The sequence below is a fragment of the Prochlorococcus sp. MIT2302 genome (assembly GCF_059772385.1).
Map to the genome: position 1 here is coordinate 1,253,101 of NZ_CM186285.1, position 16,733 is coordinate 1,269,833.

General features: G+C 36.2%; 12 protein-coding genes. 6 read left to right on the plus strand and 6 right to left on the minus strand.

The features are described 5' to 3' along the window. Window positions 1–21: 21 nt before the first annotated feature. Window positions 22–1,788 (plus strand): aspartate kinase, encoded by a 1,767-nt coding sequence (locus AC6EI2_RS07245; RefSeq protein ID WP_498461680.1) that lies wholly within the window; start codon window positions 22–24, stop codon window positions 1,786–1,788. Between the two features lie 7 nt (window positions 1,789–1,795). Here AC6EI2_RS07245 and uvrB read toward each other — a convergent pair whose 3' ends face one another. Then, window positions 1,796–3,832, minus strand: coding sequence for an excinuclease ABC subunit UvrB (gene uvrB / locus AC6EI2_RS07250; RefSeq protein WP_498461681.1), 2,037 nt, complete (start codon window positions 3,830–3,832; stop codon window positions 1,796–1,798). A 77-nt stretch (window positions 3,833–3,909) separates the two neighbouring features. Continuing rightward, a complete protein-coding gene (locus AC6EI2_RS07255) occupies window positions 3,910–4,698 on the minus strand; it encodes a DUF561 domain-containing protein (RefSeq protein ID WP_498461682.1) in 789 nt (262 codons plus the stop codon). Between the two features lie 130 nt (window positions 4,699–4,828). Between AC6EI2_RS07255 and tilS the strand changes: the two genes are divergently transcribed. After that, window positions 4,829–5,809, plus strand: a complete 981-nt coding sequence (tilS, locus tag AC6EI2_RS07260; protein WP_498463470.1) for a tRNA lysidine(34) synthetase TilS — start codon at window positions 4,829–4,831, stop codon at window positions 5,807–5,809. Window positions 5,810–5,829: 20 nt separating this feature from the next. On the opposite strand, the gene AC6EI2_RS07265 is transcribed toward tilS, so the two are convergent. The 3 genes from AC6EI2_RS07265 to AC6EI2_RS07275 form a co-directional block, all read right to left on the minus strand. After that, window positions 5,830–7,779 (minus strand): ribonuclease J, encoded by a 1,950-nt coding sequence (locus tag AC6EI2_RS07265; protein WP_498461683.1) that lies wholly within the window; start codon window positions 7,777–7,779, stop codon window positions 5,830–5,832. A gap of 72 nt (window positions 7,780–7,851) precedes the next feature. Continuing rightward, complete coding sequence (gene dapA, locus AC6EI2_RS07270; protein WP_498461684.1) at window positions 7,852–8,760, minus strand: 4-hydroxy-tetrahydrodipicolinate synthase; 909 nt, start codon at window positions 8,758–8,760, stop codon at window positions 7,852–7,854. After that, entirely contained in the window at window positions 8,757–9,788 is a 1,032-nt protein-coding gene (locus tag AC6EI2_RS07275; RefSeq protein ID WP_498461685.1) for an aspartate-semialdehyde dehydrogenase, read from the minus strand. Before AC6EI2_RS07275 ends, dapA begins: the two co-directional genes overlap by 4 nt. A 153-nt stretch (window positions 9,789–9,941) precedes the next feature. Here AC6EI2_RS07275 and tig point away from each other — a divergent pair, with 153 nt between their 5' ends. The 4 genes from tig (at window position 9,942) to AC6EI2_RS07295 (ending at window position 15,369) form a co-directional block, all read left to right on the plus strand. Beyond that, window positions 9,942–11,360: a trigger factor gene (gene tig, locus AC6EI2_RS07280; RefSeq protein WP_498461686.1), complete on the plus strand. Its 1,419-nt coding sequence runs from the start codon at window positions 9,942–9,944 to the stop codon at window positions 11,358–11,360. Window positions 11,361–11,403: 43 nt separating this feature from the next. Further along, window positions 11,404–12,060 (plus strand): ATP-dependent Clp endopeptidase proteolytic subunit ClpP, encoded by a 657-nt coding sequence (gene clpP / locus AC6EI2_RS07285; protein WP_498461687.1) that lies wholly within the window; start codon window positions 11,404–11,406, stop codon window positions 12,058–12,060. Window positions 12,061–12,164: 104 nt separating this feature from the next. Next, on the plus strand, window positions 12,165–13,523 hold the full coding sequence (gene clpX, locus AC6EI2_RS07290) for an ATP-dependent Clp protease ATP-binding subunit ClpX (RefSeq protein WP_498461688.1): 1,359 nt from the start codon (window positions 12,165–12,167) through the stop codon (window positions 13,521–13,523). Window positions 13,524–13,677: 154 nt separating this feature from the next. After that, entirely contained in the window at window positions 13,678–15,369 is a 1,692-nt protein-coding gene (locus AC6EI2_RS07295) for a DNA polymerase III subunit gamma/tau (protein WP_498461689.1), read from the plus strand. A 14-nt stretch (window positions 15,370–15,383) separates the two neighbouring features. Here the strand turns inward: AC6EI2_RS07295 and AC6EI2_RS07300 are convergent, their stop codons facing one another. Beyond that, window positions 15,384–16,700 carry a glycosyltransferase family 2 protein gene (locus AC6EI2_RS07300; RefSeq protein ID WP_498461690.1) on the minus strand — a complete coding sequence of 439 codons (1,317 nt, stop codon included), beginning with the start codon at window positions 16,698–16,700 and terminating at the stop codon, window positions 15,384–15,386. Window positions 16,701–16,733 lie beyond the last annotated feature (33 nt).

The following is a 16,733-nucleotide window of genomic DNA, read 5'->3' on the forward strand; positions in this document are numbered from 1 at the left end:
TGATAAGTTACTGAGAGTTCAATGTCTTTGCTGGTTCAAAAATTTGGCGGCACCTCTCTTGGAAACATTGAGCGAATAAAATCTGTTGCCCAAAAAATCAAAGCAAGTAAAGAAAAAGGAAATGATCTGGTTGTTGTTGTTTCGGCAATGGGACATACAACTGATGAGTTAACACAACTAGCCTCGGAAATAACTATTGATCCTCCTCATCGAGAGATGGATATGCTCCTATCAACTGGTGAGCAGATTTCAATATCATTATTGACAATGGCCCTGAATGAATTGGGCATACAAGCAATATCTTTAACTGGTACTCAAGCTGGAATTATTACAGAATCAGCTCATGGAAGAGCAAGAATACTCGAGATTAGAACAGAACGAATAAAAAATCTTTTAAATCAAGGTAAAACTATAGTCATTGCCGGCTTTCAGGGGACCAGTCTTGGAATAGGAGGAATTGCTGAAATCACAACTTTAGGAAGAGGAGGATCAGATACTTCTGCAGTTGCTTTAGCAGCATCTCTAGAAGCTGAAACATGTGAAATTTATACCGATGTTCCAGGCGTTTTAACAACTGATCCAAGAATTGTTAAAAATGCACAATTAATGAAAAATATTAGTTGTGATGAAATGTTAGAGCTCGCAAGCCTTGGAGCTGCTGTTTTGCATCCTCGGGCTGTTGAAATAGCAAGAAATTTCGGCCTAACTCTTGTAGTCAAGTCAAGTTGGGACAACCTTGATGGAACGACTCTAACTAGTAATAAGAAGAATGTTTTTTCTAAAGGTGGGATAGAACATCGGAGCCCAGTAGATGGATTAGAGCTTGTTGAGAATCAAGCAGTCGTAGCTCTATCTAATATTCCAGATCGCCCAGGAATTGCTGCTGAGCTTTTTGAATCTCTATCAGAAGGAGGTGTAAATGTAGATCTCATTATTCAAGCAACACATCAAATCAACTCTAACGATATAACTTTTACTGTTTCAGAAAATGAATTAAATAATGCACAAGCTCAATGTAAAAAACTTATTAATGCTATTGGAGGTGAAATTTCTTTTCAAAAAAATCTTACCAAGCTAAGTATTTTCGGAGCCGGAATTATGGGTAGACCTGGAATAGCATCTTCTCTATTTCAAACTCTATCCGATTCTGGTATTAATATCAGGCTAATAGCTACTAGTGAAGTCAAAGTAAGTTGCGTTATTGACGCAGAATCAGGGAATAAAGCATTACGCAATGTAGGAGAGGTTTTCAAGCTTTCTGATAAACAAATTACTCTTAATCCTATAATTGAAAATAATAACGAGCCGGAGGTAAGAGGAGTAGCTTTAGATAAAGATCAAATTCAAATTAGCGTTAAGAATGTCCCAGACAAGCCAGGTACTGCTTCAACAATATGTTCAACATTGGCTGAGAAGTTTATCAGCTTAGATACAATAGTACAATCAGAAAGAAAGCATAAGGATAAAACCAAAGATATTAGTTTCACATTAAAGAAAAATGATAGAAGCGAGGCTAAATATGCTTTAGAGGAATTGATAGCTAATTGGAAAGGGTCCAGACTCGAGGAAGGAGAATCCATAGTTAGAATTAGCGCAGTAGGTTCTGGAATGCCTTTCACTAAAGGAACAGCTGGCAAAATATTTAGAGCACTGGCTAATCAAAAAATTAATATTGAAATGATCGCTACAAGTGAAATCAGAACAACTTGTATTATCTCCGAAAAATATGGTGAAAAAGCATTAAATGAAATTCATTCTTGCTTTCAATTAGGAAAGTATTCAGAATAATAATACATTATTTTCCAATTAACCTATGCCTTAATTTCTTAATACGATCTCTCAGAATTGCAGCTTTCTCGAAATCTAGATCTTTAGCTGTTAATTTCATTTTAGATTCCAATTTTTCAATTAATTCAGGCAGAGATTCTAAAGATGCACCGCTATCAGAATCTTTATCATTATAATCAATCAACTTATCAGCAATATCAACAAAATCATTAACATTTCCATCTTGATTTAATTTCCTTGATAACTCTAAGAAAGAGAGAATTGAATTATTAGCTTTCTTTCCTGCTGGCTTAGGAGTTATGCCATTCTCAATATTGTAATTACTTTGTATTTCTCGACGTCTTTCAGTCTCACTAATTGCCTTTGCCATTGAGTCGGTCATTTTATCTGCATAGAGTAAAGCTAGTCCTTCAACATGCCTTGCTGCTCTACCGATTGTTTGTATTAAAGATCTCTCAGCTCTTAAAAATCCTTCTTTATCTGCATCTAGAATTACTACAAGAGAAACCTCTGGAAGATCTAAACCTTCTCTTAGAAGATTAACTCCAACCAATACATCATATTCTCCCAATCTTAAATCTTGAATAATTTCAATTCTCTCAATTGAATGAATCTCTGAATGTAAATAACGAACTCTTATTTTATTCTCAGATAAATAGTCTGTGAGATCTTCAGCCATTCTTTTTGTAAGAGTTGTGACAAGTATTCTCTGATTTTTCGATGCTCTTTTTCTAATTTCAAAAAGTAAGTCCTCAACTTGACCATGTGTTGGACGTACTTCAACCAATGGATCTAAAACACCGGTAGGCCTAATAACTTGCTCAACTATATTTCTTGGACTTTGAGACAATTCCCAATCACCAGGAGTAGCACTAATAAAAACTGTTTGTTTTGCTTTATTCCAAAATTCTGTATCCTTTAGAGGACGATTATCAGCTGCACTTGGTAATCTAAAGCCATGATCAATTAACACTTTCTTTCTTGCTTGGTCGCCATTATACATAGCTCTTAATTGCGGACAAGTAACATGACTTTCATCAATAAGTAATAACCAATCTTTAGGGAAATAATCAATTAGGCATTCTGGTGCAGAGCCAGGTTCTCTACCAGATAAGTGACGAGCATAATTTTCAACTCCATTGCAATATCCAACTTCTTTTAACATTTCTAAATCATAAATTGTTCGTTGTTCTAATCTTTGAGCTTCAAGTAATTTTCCCTCTTGATTAAAAAATTCTAATCTATCTTTTAATTCTTTTTTAATTTCTTTAATTGCAGACTCTAGACGATCTTTCGGAGTTACAAAATGCTTAGCAGGATATATATTAATTGAGTCAAGTTTATTTAATATTTCTCCAGTAGTAGGATCGACATAACTAATGCTTTCTATTTCATCACCAAATAATTCAAGTCTAACAAGTCTGTCATCATATGCTGGACCTATTTCTAATACATCTCCTCTAACTCGAAATCTACCTCTAGTAATTTCTATATCATTACGTGTATATTGGTTGGAAACTAATGATCTAAGAGAAGATCTTAAATCAATATTTTGTCCAACTCGAAACTTTACAGATGCTTTTAAATATTCACTTGGAATTCCCAAGCCGTAAATACAACTAATTGAAGCAACTACAATGACATCATCTCGCTCGAATAAAGACCTGGTTGCAGAGTGGCGCAACATATCAATTTCTTCATTAATTGATGATGTCTTTGCTATGTAAGTATCACTAACTGGAACATAAGCTTCTGGCTGATAGTAATCATAATAAGAAATGAAATATTCAACAGCATTCTCAGGAAAAAATTCCCTTAATTCATTACATAATTGAGCTGCGAGGGTTTTGTTATGAGCTAAAACTAATGATGGCCTACCCGTTTGAGCTATCAAATTAGCTATTGTAAAAGTTTTGCCCGTTCCGGTTGCACCTAATAAGGTTTGAAACTTCTCACCATCATTTACTCCTCCAACAAGTCCTTCAATTGCTGCAGGTTGATCACCTCTTGGAACGTATGGAGCTTGAAGCTTATATTCAGGCATATTCTTAATTCAATTCTAAAAAAAATTTATTAATTCCATATTCTTATCATTTTGATAAAAAAAGGATTGCAATTACCTTATATAATTGATTGATTGATTGTGGAAATAAGTTTTATAGAATCTAAAGCCTGACGAAGACCTTTAACAGTAGCTATCATAGCTATTTCGGTCTTCAACTTATTGATAGCTGAACCAATACCAACTCCATGAGCACCAACTGATATAGCCATTGGAACAGTCACTTCAGAAAGTCCAGAAGCGCAAATAACAGGCACATCATGACGACTCTCTTTTAAAGCAGTGGAGATAGCAAAAGTTCCAGCCAACGTAGGTGACGCTTTTTCTATTAATCCTAATGTTCCAGGACTAATAGGATGAGAGCTCGTCCCTCCTTCAGTCTGAATTAAGTCGACCCCGTTATCTACAAGATCAACAGCTAATTGAGCTTGACTATCCAAAGGCAATATATGGGGAACAGTAACTGATAAAACAACCTCAGGTAAAAGCCTACGAGATTCCACCGCTAATGAGAGGACTTCCTCTGCCGAGAAAAAACGTCCATCTGGGTAAAAAGAGTCGAAATTCCCAATCTCAATGATTGATGCTCCTGCCTGAACAGCTTGAGGGAAAAGTTTTGGTTCCACAGAACTTACACATACAGGAATATTCGATGCCTCCGCAGCCAGCTTGACTAATTTAGGCTCACAAGCAATATCCAGTAAATCTGCACCCCCAAGACCTGCAGCTTTAGAAATTAGAGATACTGATTCTGAATTAAAATTATTTAAACCAGCAATTACTTTTAACAAAGATCTATTTTGAATACTCTTTTGAAGTGAAAGTGGCAATGTCTGCAGGCGTGTCATAAAAACATCAGCTATTAACCTGATTGTGACACTGACTCAGCAAAAGAACTTAAAAAAGACGAATAGTGCTCTGAAAACAAAGCAAATGTCACCATCTACTAAAAATGACCTTTCATGGAGTAAATGGCATATGCGTTTACATAAAAGGTTAAAACATAATCAATCTCTGCTTCCGATCAAATCCACACTTCTTTTAGCAATATCTGGTGGTCAAGATTCTATGGCCCTTCTTAAATTAATTATTGATTTAAAAAGACTATATAAATGGCAAGTCGAAGTCTGGCATGGAGATCACCAATGGCACAACGAATCCGAAAATATAGAAAAAGAACTAAAGCTTTGGTGTCTTAATAAGCAAATATCATTTCACTCTAATAAAGCAAATAAAGAAGAAGTAGTTAATGAAAAAAAGGCGAGAGATTGGAGATATAAAAAACTAGTAATGAAAGCCAAGGTGTTATCGTCAAAAAATATCAATTTCCCACATACAAGAATATTAACTGGTCATACAGCTACTGATCGAGCAGAAACGATCATTATGAACTTAGCCAGAGGAACTAATCTGATTGGTCTCAGCACCCTTAGAGAACAAAGACCTTTAGACAATAGTATAGATTTAATCCGCCCTCTATTAGTATTTAATAGAAACGAAACACTCGAAATTTGCAAAGAGTTTAATTTGCCAATTTGGATAGATCCTTCAAATGAAAATATTAATTTGACAAGAAACAAAATTAGAAAAGAAATTTTACCAATTTTAAATTCAATCTATAAAGGCGCAGATTCAAGAATATCATCTTTAGCTAATAGACTTGAAAGTTATACTAACGACCAACAATCATTAGCAAAAATAGCAATAGAATTTTGCCAAGGAGAAAAAATAAATTCTCTATCCAGAAAAAAACTAATAAATTTTACACACTCTGTTAGAAAGATAATACTTACTAATTGGTTAAAAATGTTAGGAGTAAAAAGAGTAACAGCTTTGCAAATCGAAGAAATAAATACCAAAATATCTGACAGGAATCCACCTGGAAGAATTCATCTTCATGGAGACTACCTAATACAATGGAACAAAAAAGTTATTTACATATCAAATAAGACTAATTAAAAGAAACAAATAATCTTTTATCAGCTGATTGCAGATCTTCGACGTCTTGTTCTTCCAGATGGCATGTCCTCTGTACTTTTGTCACTATTTGTTTTTTGTTCAGTTGTTCCATTTTTATCTTGATTTGTTATGGATTCATTTCTCTGCTTAACCACTGTATCTGCATTTTTCTTAACTACTTGTCGTGAGTCTGGCTGTTGATCAAGTTGAGGCTTATATGCACGTGTTCCACCAGGAGCAGGTTGAACAAGGCAAAGAATTAATGGCTCAGCCTGAACCTCCCTTCTTAATCGACGAGATAAACCTGATTCAACTTCTCTTTGCAAACCAATCCAATCGACCTCAATCGACTTACCTCCTGTCTTAAGAACAAGCTGTTTCCATCTATTTTCCAAGACCCAATTAATCTCTCTTTCAGTCCAATTGACCATTGTTTTAGCATCAACATTAGTAATAACACCTCGCAGATTGACCCTCGGAGGTGCAACCATTACGCCATCAGTGCTAATGGGAGTAAGAACCGTAATAACCCCGTCATCAGCCAGTTGCTGACGTTCTTTTAAGACGCGAGTATCAACAACCCCTGTTCTAGAAGAATCGAGTAATTCCACTCCTGATTTAACTGGTGACCCTTGAACAAGAGAATCTGGCCTTAATTCAGCTACGTCCCCATTTTCCATAACTAAAACATTATCTGGGTGAACCCCCATTGATACAGCAGTTTTTCCATGAAGAACTTGCATTCTGTACTCTCCATGCACAGGAATAAAGTATTTGGGTCTAATTAATCCGAGCATCCATTTTTGATCTTCTTGACATCCATGGCCGGATACATGAATACCTTTATCTTTCCCATAAATAACTTTTGCACCCAATTTGATCAATTTATCAATCGTATGCATCACGGAAATAGTATTTCCAGGAATTGGACTAGCGGAAAAAATGACAGTATCACTGGTTTTTAATTGAACATGTTGATGCTCTCCCCTAGAGATACGACTCAAAGCGGCCATTGATTCTCCTTGACTACCTGTCATCAATAAAAAAGTCTCTCTATCAGGCAAATCTCTTATCTGTTTAATTGGGAAAAACAAATCATCAGGGAAACGCATATAGCCAAGTTCTCTTGCTTTCCCAACCACATTCAGCATTGAACGGCCTAGCAAGCCGACTTTTCTACCGTTTTTCATCGCCAACTCTAAAAGCATAGCCACGCGATGAGTTGAACTAGCAAATGTAGTGACCATAACTCTGCCTTCAGCAGTAGCAATATATCTGTCTAAATTTGGAAAAACAGAATATTCAGAGGGTGTGAATCCTGTGACTTCAGAGTTAGTTGAATCAGATAGAAGGCAAAGAACGCCCTTATCTCCATAGTGAGCCATTCTGGCTAAATCTGAAGGCTGTCCATCAGGTGGCGTATGGTCGAACTTGAAATCACCAGTAAAAAATACTATTCCCACTGGAGTAGTTACGGCGAAGGAATAACTATCGGAAATTGAATGCGTATTTCTTACAAATTCAAGTGAAAAATGTTGTCCAACTTTGATAACTTCTCTTGGGCCGCATACCTGTATTGTTGTGCGATCCGCAACTCCTGCTTCCTCCATCTTCCCCCTGAGCATAGACATAGCAAGGGGAGGACCATAAACAATTGGAATATTAAAGTTTTTCAAATGATGAGAAATCCCACCAATATGATCTTCATGTCCATGGGTAACTACTAAACCTCTTATTCGACTTTGATTTTCGCGTAAATAAGTTGTGTCTGGCATCACAACATTTACTCCATGCATCCCGTCGGTAGGGAAAGCCAGACCAGCATCAAGAATCATGATGTCATCACCATATTCAAATACGCAGGTATTTTTTCCAATTTCTCCGAGGCCACCTAAAGGAATAATCCTCAAACAAGGAGATTTAGATTGATTATTTTTTGAACCTTGAGAATTCATTGAACTTGATGTCATGGAAAAATTTATGCGAAAAACTTGGTTGTTACCTAAATGAAAGTTGGATCCACTCGAAAACGAGGGAGTAGATCAAATCAATCTCATAGAAGAGAGTATCTTCACGAGTTCTTCTTTCATTTCACTGTTTAAAGAGACTAGAGGACTTCGAGGAGGTCCAACAGACCAACCAATGAGTTGAAGTGCCGCTTTAACAGGAATAGGATTTGTAGTTGCAAAAAGGGATTTAAAAAGAGGTTGTAATGTCTCATGCAAATAAAGTGCTTGATCATATTTACCTTCAAAGAAACTCTCTATCATTTTCTTCAAATTAAGACCAACAAGATGACTTGCCACACTAACCACACCTACTGCACCTACTGCAAGCATTGGTAAAACCAAAGCATCATCACCGCTATAAATAGCTAAATTTGATCCGCAATAGTTTCTTAATTGAGTCACTTCGTCAGTTGTTCCACTTGCCGCTTTGAAACTGACTACATTACTGCAATCCATAAGCTTACTTACAATACTAGGCGATATCGAACAACCTGTCCGTCCTGGAATGTTATACAGCATTAAAGGTAACTCCGGTGCAGCGTTGGCGATAGAGCGAAAATGAATTTCTAATCCTTCTTGAGGTGGTTTGTTGTAATAAGGAACAACAACTAATGCCCCATCAGCGCCTGAATTGGCTGCTTCTTTGGTGGCTTCAATTGCCTCAGAGGTAGAATTGCTTCCCGTGCCAGCCAAAACCTTAGCTTTAGAGCCTAAAGAATTTCTTACTGTTTCAAGCATCTTTTTTTGTTCTTGCCAAGTTAAAGTTGGCGATTCTCCTGTCGTTCCGCATACAACAATGCCATCTGAACCTTGATTTACTAAGTAAAGTGCCAAATCAGCAGCTAGACCATAATCAACTTTCCCATTTTCATCAAAGGGGGTAACCATTGCGGTTAACATCCTTCCAAAAGGGGCTGGTGATAGTAAGGCAGACTGACTCATGATTTTGGCAATAAAAGTTCAGCAATTTGTATTGCATTAAGTGCAGCTCCTTTTCGTATCTGGTCTCCACATAACCATAGTTCCAAAGCATTGGGGTTACTAATGTCCTTCCTTAGACGACCAACTGATATTGAATCTCTACCCGTTACATCTTCTGGCATAGGAAAACGATTTTTGTCAAAATCCTCAAGAATCTCAATTCCAGGAGCAGATTCCAAAATCTCATAAGCTTCTTTTACTGGGAACGGCTGTTGAAATTCAATATTGACTGCTTCAGAATGCGCCCGTAAAACAGGAACTCTTACACACGTTGCTGTCAAAGCAAGTTCTGGGACTCCAAGAATCTTTCTAGTTTCATTAACCATTTTCATTTCTTCCTCGCAATAGTTATTTGATTGCAAGGGTGAGTTGTGCAAAAAAAGATTAAATGCCAACGAATAAGGAAGAACTTTGCTTTTTGGTGTTCCTCCATTTAAAACTTCTAGACTTAATTTTTCCAATTCTTCCATTGCCATTGCTCCCGCACCACTGGCCGATTGATAAGTTGAGACAACAATTCTCTTAATAGGAATATGTCTATGCAACGGAGCTAGAACCAATGCCAATAAAATAGTTGTGCAATTAGGATTAGCAATTAAACCTTTGTGCTTACTTGCAGCATTGGGGTTGACTTCAGGCACAACCAAAGGAACATTTTCGTCCATTCGAAATGCACTTGAATTATCAATCATCAAGCCTCCACAACTTTTTATTATGTTTTTCCACTTACGGGATACTGAACCACCAGCCGAAGCTAGAACTAAATCCACATTTTGAAAACTCTCTTGAGTTGTTTCTTGCACTCTTAATTTGTTTCCACAAAAGTTCTGAAGCTCACCAGCAGAGCGATGAGAAGCTAATAAAATTAATTTATGAATTGGGAAAGACCTTTCTTCAAGCAAAGCCAATAATTCCTGACCTACAGCCCCGCTCGATCCAAGGATTGCAACTGTAAGGGGTCTATTCGGGAGAAGAAACTGTGAGTTCAAGCTTGATAAAAAGAATAAAAAGGTTTAACAAAAAATTTTTTCTTATTGGAAAAATCAACAAATAACAAATTTTTAGATACTTTTTAGGCCACAATAGCTTTGGAAGTGAATTAACGCTTTCTTACGCTAACCAAATTTGAGAATTCCGTTTCAATGAGTGCTGCCAAATTAAAAGTATCAACCAGTTCAAAACCCAATAGCAGAATTGCTGTTGAGGTTGAGGTGCCCGCAGATCGATGCAAAAATAGTTACAACGAAGCTTTAAGTAAACTCAGCAGGTCTATTTCAATCCCAGGGTTTCGCAAAGGTAAAGTTCCAAAAGCAGTCGTCATCCAGCAGCTTGGAGTAAAAAGAATACAAGCCTCTGCTCTTGAATCACTTTTGCAAAAAGTATGGACAGAAGCACTGGATCAAGAAGGTATTGAACCTTTATGTGAGCCAGAGCTGGAAGAAGGTTTTGAAACAATTTTAGAAAATTTTAACACTGAAAAAATTCTCAAATTAAAACTTGAAACTGATATCGCCCCAATACCAACTTTAAAAAAATCTTCAGGTCTAACTGCTGAAGTAGAAACTTTAATCTTTGATCCAAAAAAAGTAGATGAACTGATTGAGCAATCTAGAGTGCAACTTGCAACCAAGGTCCCAATCAGCGGTCGACCCGCGAAAGAAGGAGATATTGCTCTAGTAAGTTTTAAGGGGAATTTCACGGATGATGGGAGCGAAATTCAAGGGGGAAGCGCGGATTCAATAGAAATAGAACTTCTAGAAGGCCGAATGATTCCTGGGTTCATTGAAGGGGTAATAGGAATGAATGTAAATGATGAAAAAATATTAAAGTGTGAATTTCCCAAGGATTATCATCAAGAAGATGCCAAAGGCAGAAAAGCTGAATTCAAAGTCAATCTAGAAGATTTAAAAATCAAAGAATTACCTGAACTAAATGACGATTTTGCCAAGCAAGCTAGTGATAAAGAAAATATGACTGACTTACGCGCCGATCTTGAAAAGAGGCTCAAAGAGGATACGGATAGAAAACAAACAAATAAACGTCGAGACTCACTGCTTGATGCTTTAGTTAAAGAACTTGAAGTGGAGTTACCAAAAAGTCTTATTGATCAAGAAGTTCGTGTAATTGTTGAACAAACAGCTCAAAATTTCGCTCAACAAGGAATTGATGTCAAATCAATGTTTACTCCAGAACTTGTGAAATCGTTAATGGAGTCTTCAAAAGGAGAAGCAGAAAAAAAACTTCGTCAAAAACTTGCTTTAAATGCGTTAGCCAAGTCGGAAAAAATTGAGGTCTCGCAAAAAGAAATCAATACAAAGCTGAGTGAAATACAAGCTGATAACAAATTATCAAACGAAAAAAATATCGACGAGAACCGTCTTAAAGATGCTATTACTGATGATTTGTTGCAAGAAAAGTTATTTGCTTGGCTTGAGGAGAATAATACTATTTTAGAAAAAGCGCCTGGGAAGACAAAGGATCACAGCGAGGAGAAAAGTTCTCAAAAGAAAACAACAAAAACCAATAAAGAAAAGAAAAGTTCTAAAACACCCAAATCCTAGTTTCTACGCATAGATTAACAGTGTTGACTACTAAAGTTCTAAGTTGATTGAAGCAAGACAAAATCATCCCATTAATAATTTCTGGAATAACTCTTGTCTATTCTCAGGACCAGGTGTTCTGCCGACAGTAATTGAACAATCAGGTCAAGGTGATCGGGCGTTTGATATTTATTCTCGATTACTGCGTGAAAGAATCATCTTTCTAGGTACCGATGTTAATGATCAAGTTGCTGATGCATTAGTGGCTCAAATGCTTTTTTTAGAAGCTGATGATCCAGAAAAAGATATTCAACTGTATATAAATTCTCCAGGAGGATCAGTAACTGCAGGACTAGCCATCTATGACACTATGCAGCAAGTAAGTCCTGATGTCATAACAATTTGTTATGGCCTTGCAGCAAGCATGGGAGCTTTTCTTCTCTCTGGAGGGACTAAAGGTAAAAGACTTGCATTACCCAATTCCAGAATAATGATTCATCAACCTCTTGGTGGAGCTCAAGGTCAAGCTGTTGAAATTGAAATTCAAGCCAAAGAAATTCTTTACTTAAAAGAAACTCTTAATACACTTTTAGCGGAGCATACTGGGCAAAATATTGAAAAGATTTCAGAAGACACTGATCGAGACCACTTTCTTTCTCCTCAAGAAGCGGTTGAATATGGCCTGATCGACAAAGTGGTTTCAAATCTCAACTCCATATGAATCATTAAGGAAAGCTGACAAGGCATCAATCCTCAATGATCCTATTAATTGAGACTGAATAAAATTAATGATCGGTCCATCCAACCTGTTTTTTTTAGAGCTCGATGGCAAAGTTTGAGGCCCATCTTAAATGCTCCTTTTGTGGCAAAGCCCAAGATCAAGTGAGGAAACTCATTGCTGGTCCAGGAGTTTACATATGCGACGAATGTATCGACTTATGTAACGAAATTTTAGATGAAGAACTAATTGATAATCCAAATCATCAAAGAAGTGGACATGAACAAAGCCGTAAAGCAAAAGCTGCCACAACAACCACAAGCAAGCCTGCTCCAACTTTGGCTTCCATACCAAAGCCGATTGAAATTAAAAAGTTTTTAGATGATCAGGTGGTTGGGCAAGAACCAGCAAAAAAAATCTTGTCAGTTGCTGTCTACAATCACTATAAAAGACTTGCATGGAAAGGAGACGGTTCTGGCGAGACTGATCTAACAGCTACGAAATTACAAAAATCCAATATTTTATTAATAGGACCAACTGGATGCGGCAAAACATTACTTGCTCAAACCCTAGCTGAAATGCTTGATGTTCCATTTGCTGTCGCTGATGCAACAACTCTTACTGAGGCTGGATATGTTGGTGAAGATGTAGAGAATATTCTGTTACGACTCTTGCAAAAAGCAGACATGGATGTGGACTTAGCACAAAGAGGAATTATATATATCGATGAAATTGACAAAATTGCTAGAAAAAGTGAAAACCCCTCGATTACGAGAGATGTCTCGGGAGAGGGCGTCCAGCAAGCCCTGTTAAAAATGCTCGAGGGCACGACGGCTAACGTCCCACCGCAAGGAGGAAGAAAGCATCCTTATGGTGATTCTATTCAAATCGATACAAGCCAAATACTCTTTATTTGTGGAGGAGCATTTGTTGGTTTAGAAGATGTAGTGCAAAAAAGACTTGGAAGAAATTCAATTGGTTTCATACCAAATGAAACCAGGGCTAGAAGCAAAACCAATCGAGAACGAATTGGTGCAGACTTAATTAATGACGTTGAGCCTGACGATTTAGTCAAATATGGACTAATTCCCGAATTTATTGGGAGGATGCCTGTCACTGCAATATTAGAACCATTAAATGCTAAAGCTCTTAAATCTATTTTGACAGAACCTAGAGATGCCTTAATAAAACAATTTAGAACCTTATTAAGTATGGATAATGTAGAACTCTCATTTGATGAAGAGGCTGTTGAGGCAATTGCTCAAGAAGCTTACAAAAGAAAAACTGGGGCTAGAGCTTTGCGAGGAATTGTTGAAGAAATTATGTTAGAACTGATGTATAGCCTTCCATCTCAAACTAAGATAAAAAATTTCAATGTAACCAAAAAAATGGTCGATGAAATTACAGGCGGAAAGGTAGTTCCTCTTTTATCAAATGAGAAAAGAATTGTTAAGGAATCTGCCTAGAGAAATAAACTTTACAAATAACTTTATTAAATGTAATTAGAGCAATTAGAAAATTTTTTAAAAATAAAGTTAATCAAGTATCTCAGCAATATTTATCAACTTAGAATATGATCAAAAAAACGAATATCAAATTCATATTTATCTGTAAGTACAAATGATAAATATTTATGAGCCATTACACCATAAATATAGACCCACAAGCTTTGACGAGCTTGTGGGTCAGGATCCGATCACAGCCACACTAAAACAAGCATTAATCACCAACCGTATAGCCCCTGCTTATATATTTTCTGGGCCTAGAGGAACAGGTAAAACATCCAGTGCAAGAATTTTCGCTAAATCATTGAATTGCTTAAAAAGTGAAAAAGCTACAACCGACCCATGCGGAAAATGTGACCTATGCAAAGGTATTAATTCTGGGAATTCTTTGGATGTAATTGAAATTGATGCGGCATCTAATACGGGTGTTGAGAATATTCGTGAACTAATTGAAAGGTCTAGATTTGCTCCTGCAAAAGCTCGCTGGAAAGTCTATGTGATAGATGAATGTCATATGCTTTCAACTGCGGCTTTTAATGCACTTCTAAAAACATTAGAGGAACCTCCTCGACAAGTTGTCTTTATTCTTGCGACAACAGATCCTCAACGCGTATTACCTACAATTCTTAGTAGATGTATGCGCTTTGATTTTCGAAGAATAGGTCTGGATGATTTAGAAAATCATTTAACCAATATTGCTATAAAAGAAAAAATTATAATCAACGAAGGGGCGATCTCCTTAATTGCAAAGCATTCCCAAGGGGGCTTAAGAGATGCAGAAAGCTTACTTGATCAAGTCAGCTTGCTTTCTCCACCAATATCTCAATCAAATATCATTGATCTTATAGGGGCTGTGCCAGAAGAAGAATTACTAATATTAGCCAAATCGTTAATAAAAAAAGATCCTAATTCTATTTTAAATATTTGCAATCGCCTAATCAACACGGGGAAAGAACCACTTGCAATTTTACAAGGAATAGCATCTATATTAAGAGACTTAGTTGTCACAAAAGTCACAAATCAACCAACTGATTTGTGTGAAATTTCTCAAGAGAATAGAGAAGGTTTAAATGACATTGCAAAGTCTATTAATCTTGATCAAATACTAAGACTACAGTCTAAATTAAAAGGCTCAGAAAGCCATATTAGAAATAGTAATCAGCCTAGATTGTGGTTGGAAATTCATTTACTTGGAATGCTTTCAGAAGAAGATTTTAAAAAAGTTAAAAGCATCAAAGAAACCATTGGAGGAGGAACTATCTCAAATATTTCTGATCCTGAAAAAGATATATCAGAGCATTTGCCCTCAATTAACAAAAAAGAAAAAACACAGGTAACATCTATTCAAAAAGAATCTAAACCAATTAAAGAAATAAATCTTGATCAAACCTGGGAAAAAATTATATCTATGCTTGAGCTTCCTTCAACAAAAATGTTACTTTCACAACAAGCTAAATTAATAAATTTAAACTCAGATTCTGCTGAAATAGCAATCTCAGAAAAATGGATAAATATGATTCAAAGTCGTAAAAATCTTATTGAGGATGCTGTTTATAAAGCAACAGGATCATCAACCAAAGTTCTTTTAATACAACAAAAAGATAATCTATCTAATAATAAAAAAGAAGCAAAATTTGTACAAAAAATAGAAGCCAAAAATCAATTTAAAATTGATAAAAATCGAGATAAAAATTATTTAAAAGAAGAGAAAGTAGAATCAAAAAATAATTTAGAAACAAATTCTATTGATCAAAAAGCTAAGCAATTTGCAGATTTTTTTAATGGAGAAATAGTAAATCTTGATTGATTAAAATAAATTAATCAAGAGCCAATATGATCGGTTTTTTCCCAAATTAATGTTTTGCGAAATAATGACATCTTAATGACTATAAATGGTATGACAACAAACCAATGTGCAAGGTAAATTGTTGCTCCAAGTATATTAATAAAGCTAGGAGATGGTAAGTTTGGCCCTTCACTATTTTGAGAACATCCTTTCCAATACGCTAAACTAGAAATACCAAATGCAACAATAGATAAAGGCCAATATAGTGGCATTTCAAATAAAATAATTGACACAAGGCAATCTAAAAATGATACAACTGGTAAGACATATTGCAGTAAGAAAAAACAAGATAAATCTATTTTTTTAAAGTTGGATAGACGTTTGGAGAATAACAATGGCCAATAATCAAAAAACCTTTGTAAGCCTCCTTCAGCCCACCTTTTTCTTTGTCGAAATAAAGCCGACAAAGATTCCACTGCTTCCTCTTGAATGGGTGGATCCCACATGATTACGAGTGGTGATCGAGTTAACAAAAACCGGAAACTTAGATCTAAATCATCAGTGATAGTTTGTTCATTAAATCCTCCACATGATTCAAGAACTTTTCTATTGATTAATTGACCATTACCTCTTAACTCCGAAACCCCACCACAAGCAAGCCTGCCTCTTTGGATAACAGCATCCATAGCCATCTCCATTGCTTGATACACTGCAATTTGATTTAACTCAGAATTTACGACCGATTTTCTCAACTGCACACCAGACCATCCACCATTCAAGGCAAGGGCTATTGCCCTAAGTAATACATCGCTCTGTAATTGTGCATCAGCATCAAGAATAAATAGCCATTCTCCATCGGTTTTAGTCAATACAGAATTCAAGGCACCTGATTTACCGCCACCACTCATTAATGGACGAGTTAACACATTAATCCTAGAGAAAGTTGTACGTAATTTTTGTAATAAATAAGGGGTACGATCTTGACTCCCATCATCAATGATCCACAGAGAGATCTTATCCTCTGGATATTCAATTGATAAAAGTCTTGAAACTAATCGCTCGATTACATTTTCTTCATCGCGGGCTGCCACCAACACATCAACTTTAGGAAGAGTTTCAAAAAAAGTTTCATTATCAATTAGATACTCTTTTTGTAATTGATAATTTTGCCTACTCTCTCGTAAAACGACCCTTAACCCATAGCCACCCAGCAATGCAGCCAATGTAATGGAAGGAAATAAATTATTGCTAGGCTCCAGCAAATGAGGAAAAATCCCGATCAAAGCGCAGCAAATCAAAAACAATATTGATTTAGTGCGTCGGTTTTCTCCACTGATTTTGGCTAAAGCCATGGAGTAGTCCTTTTATCAACTAATGACTCTAAG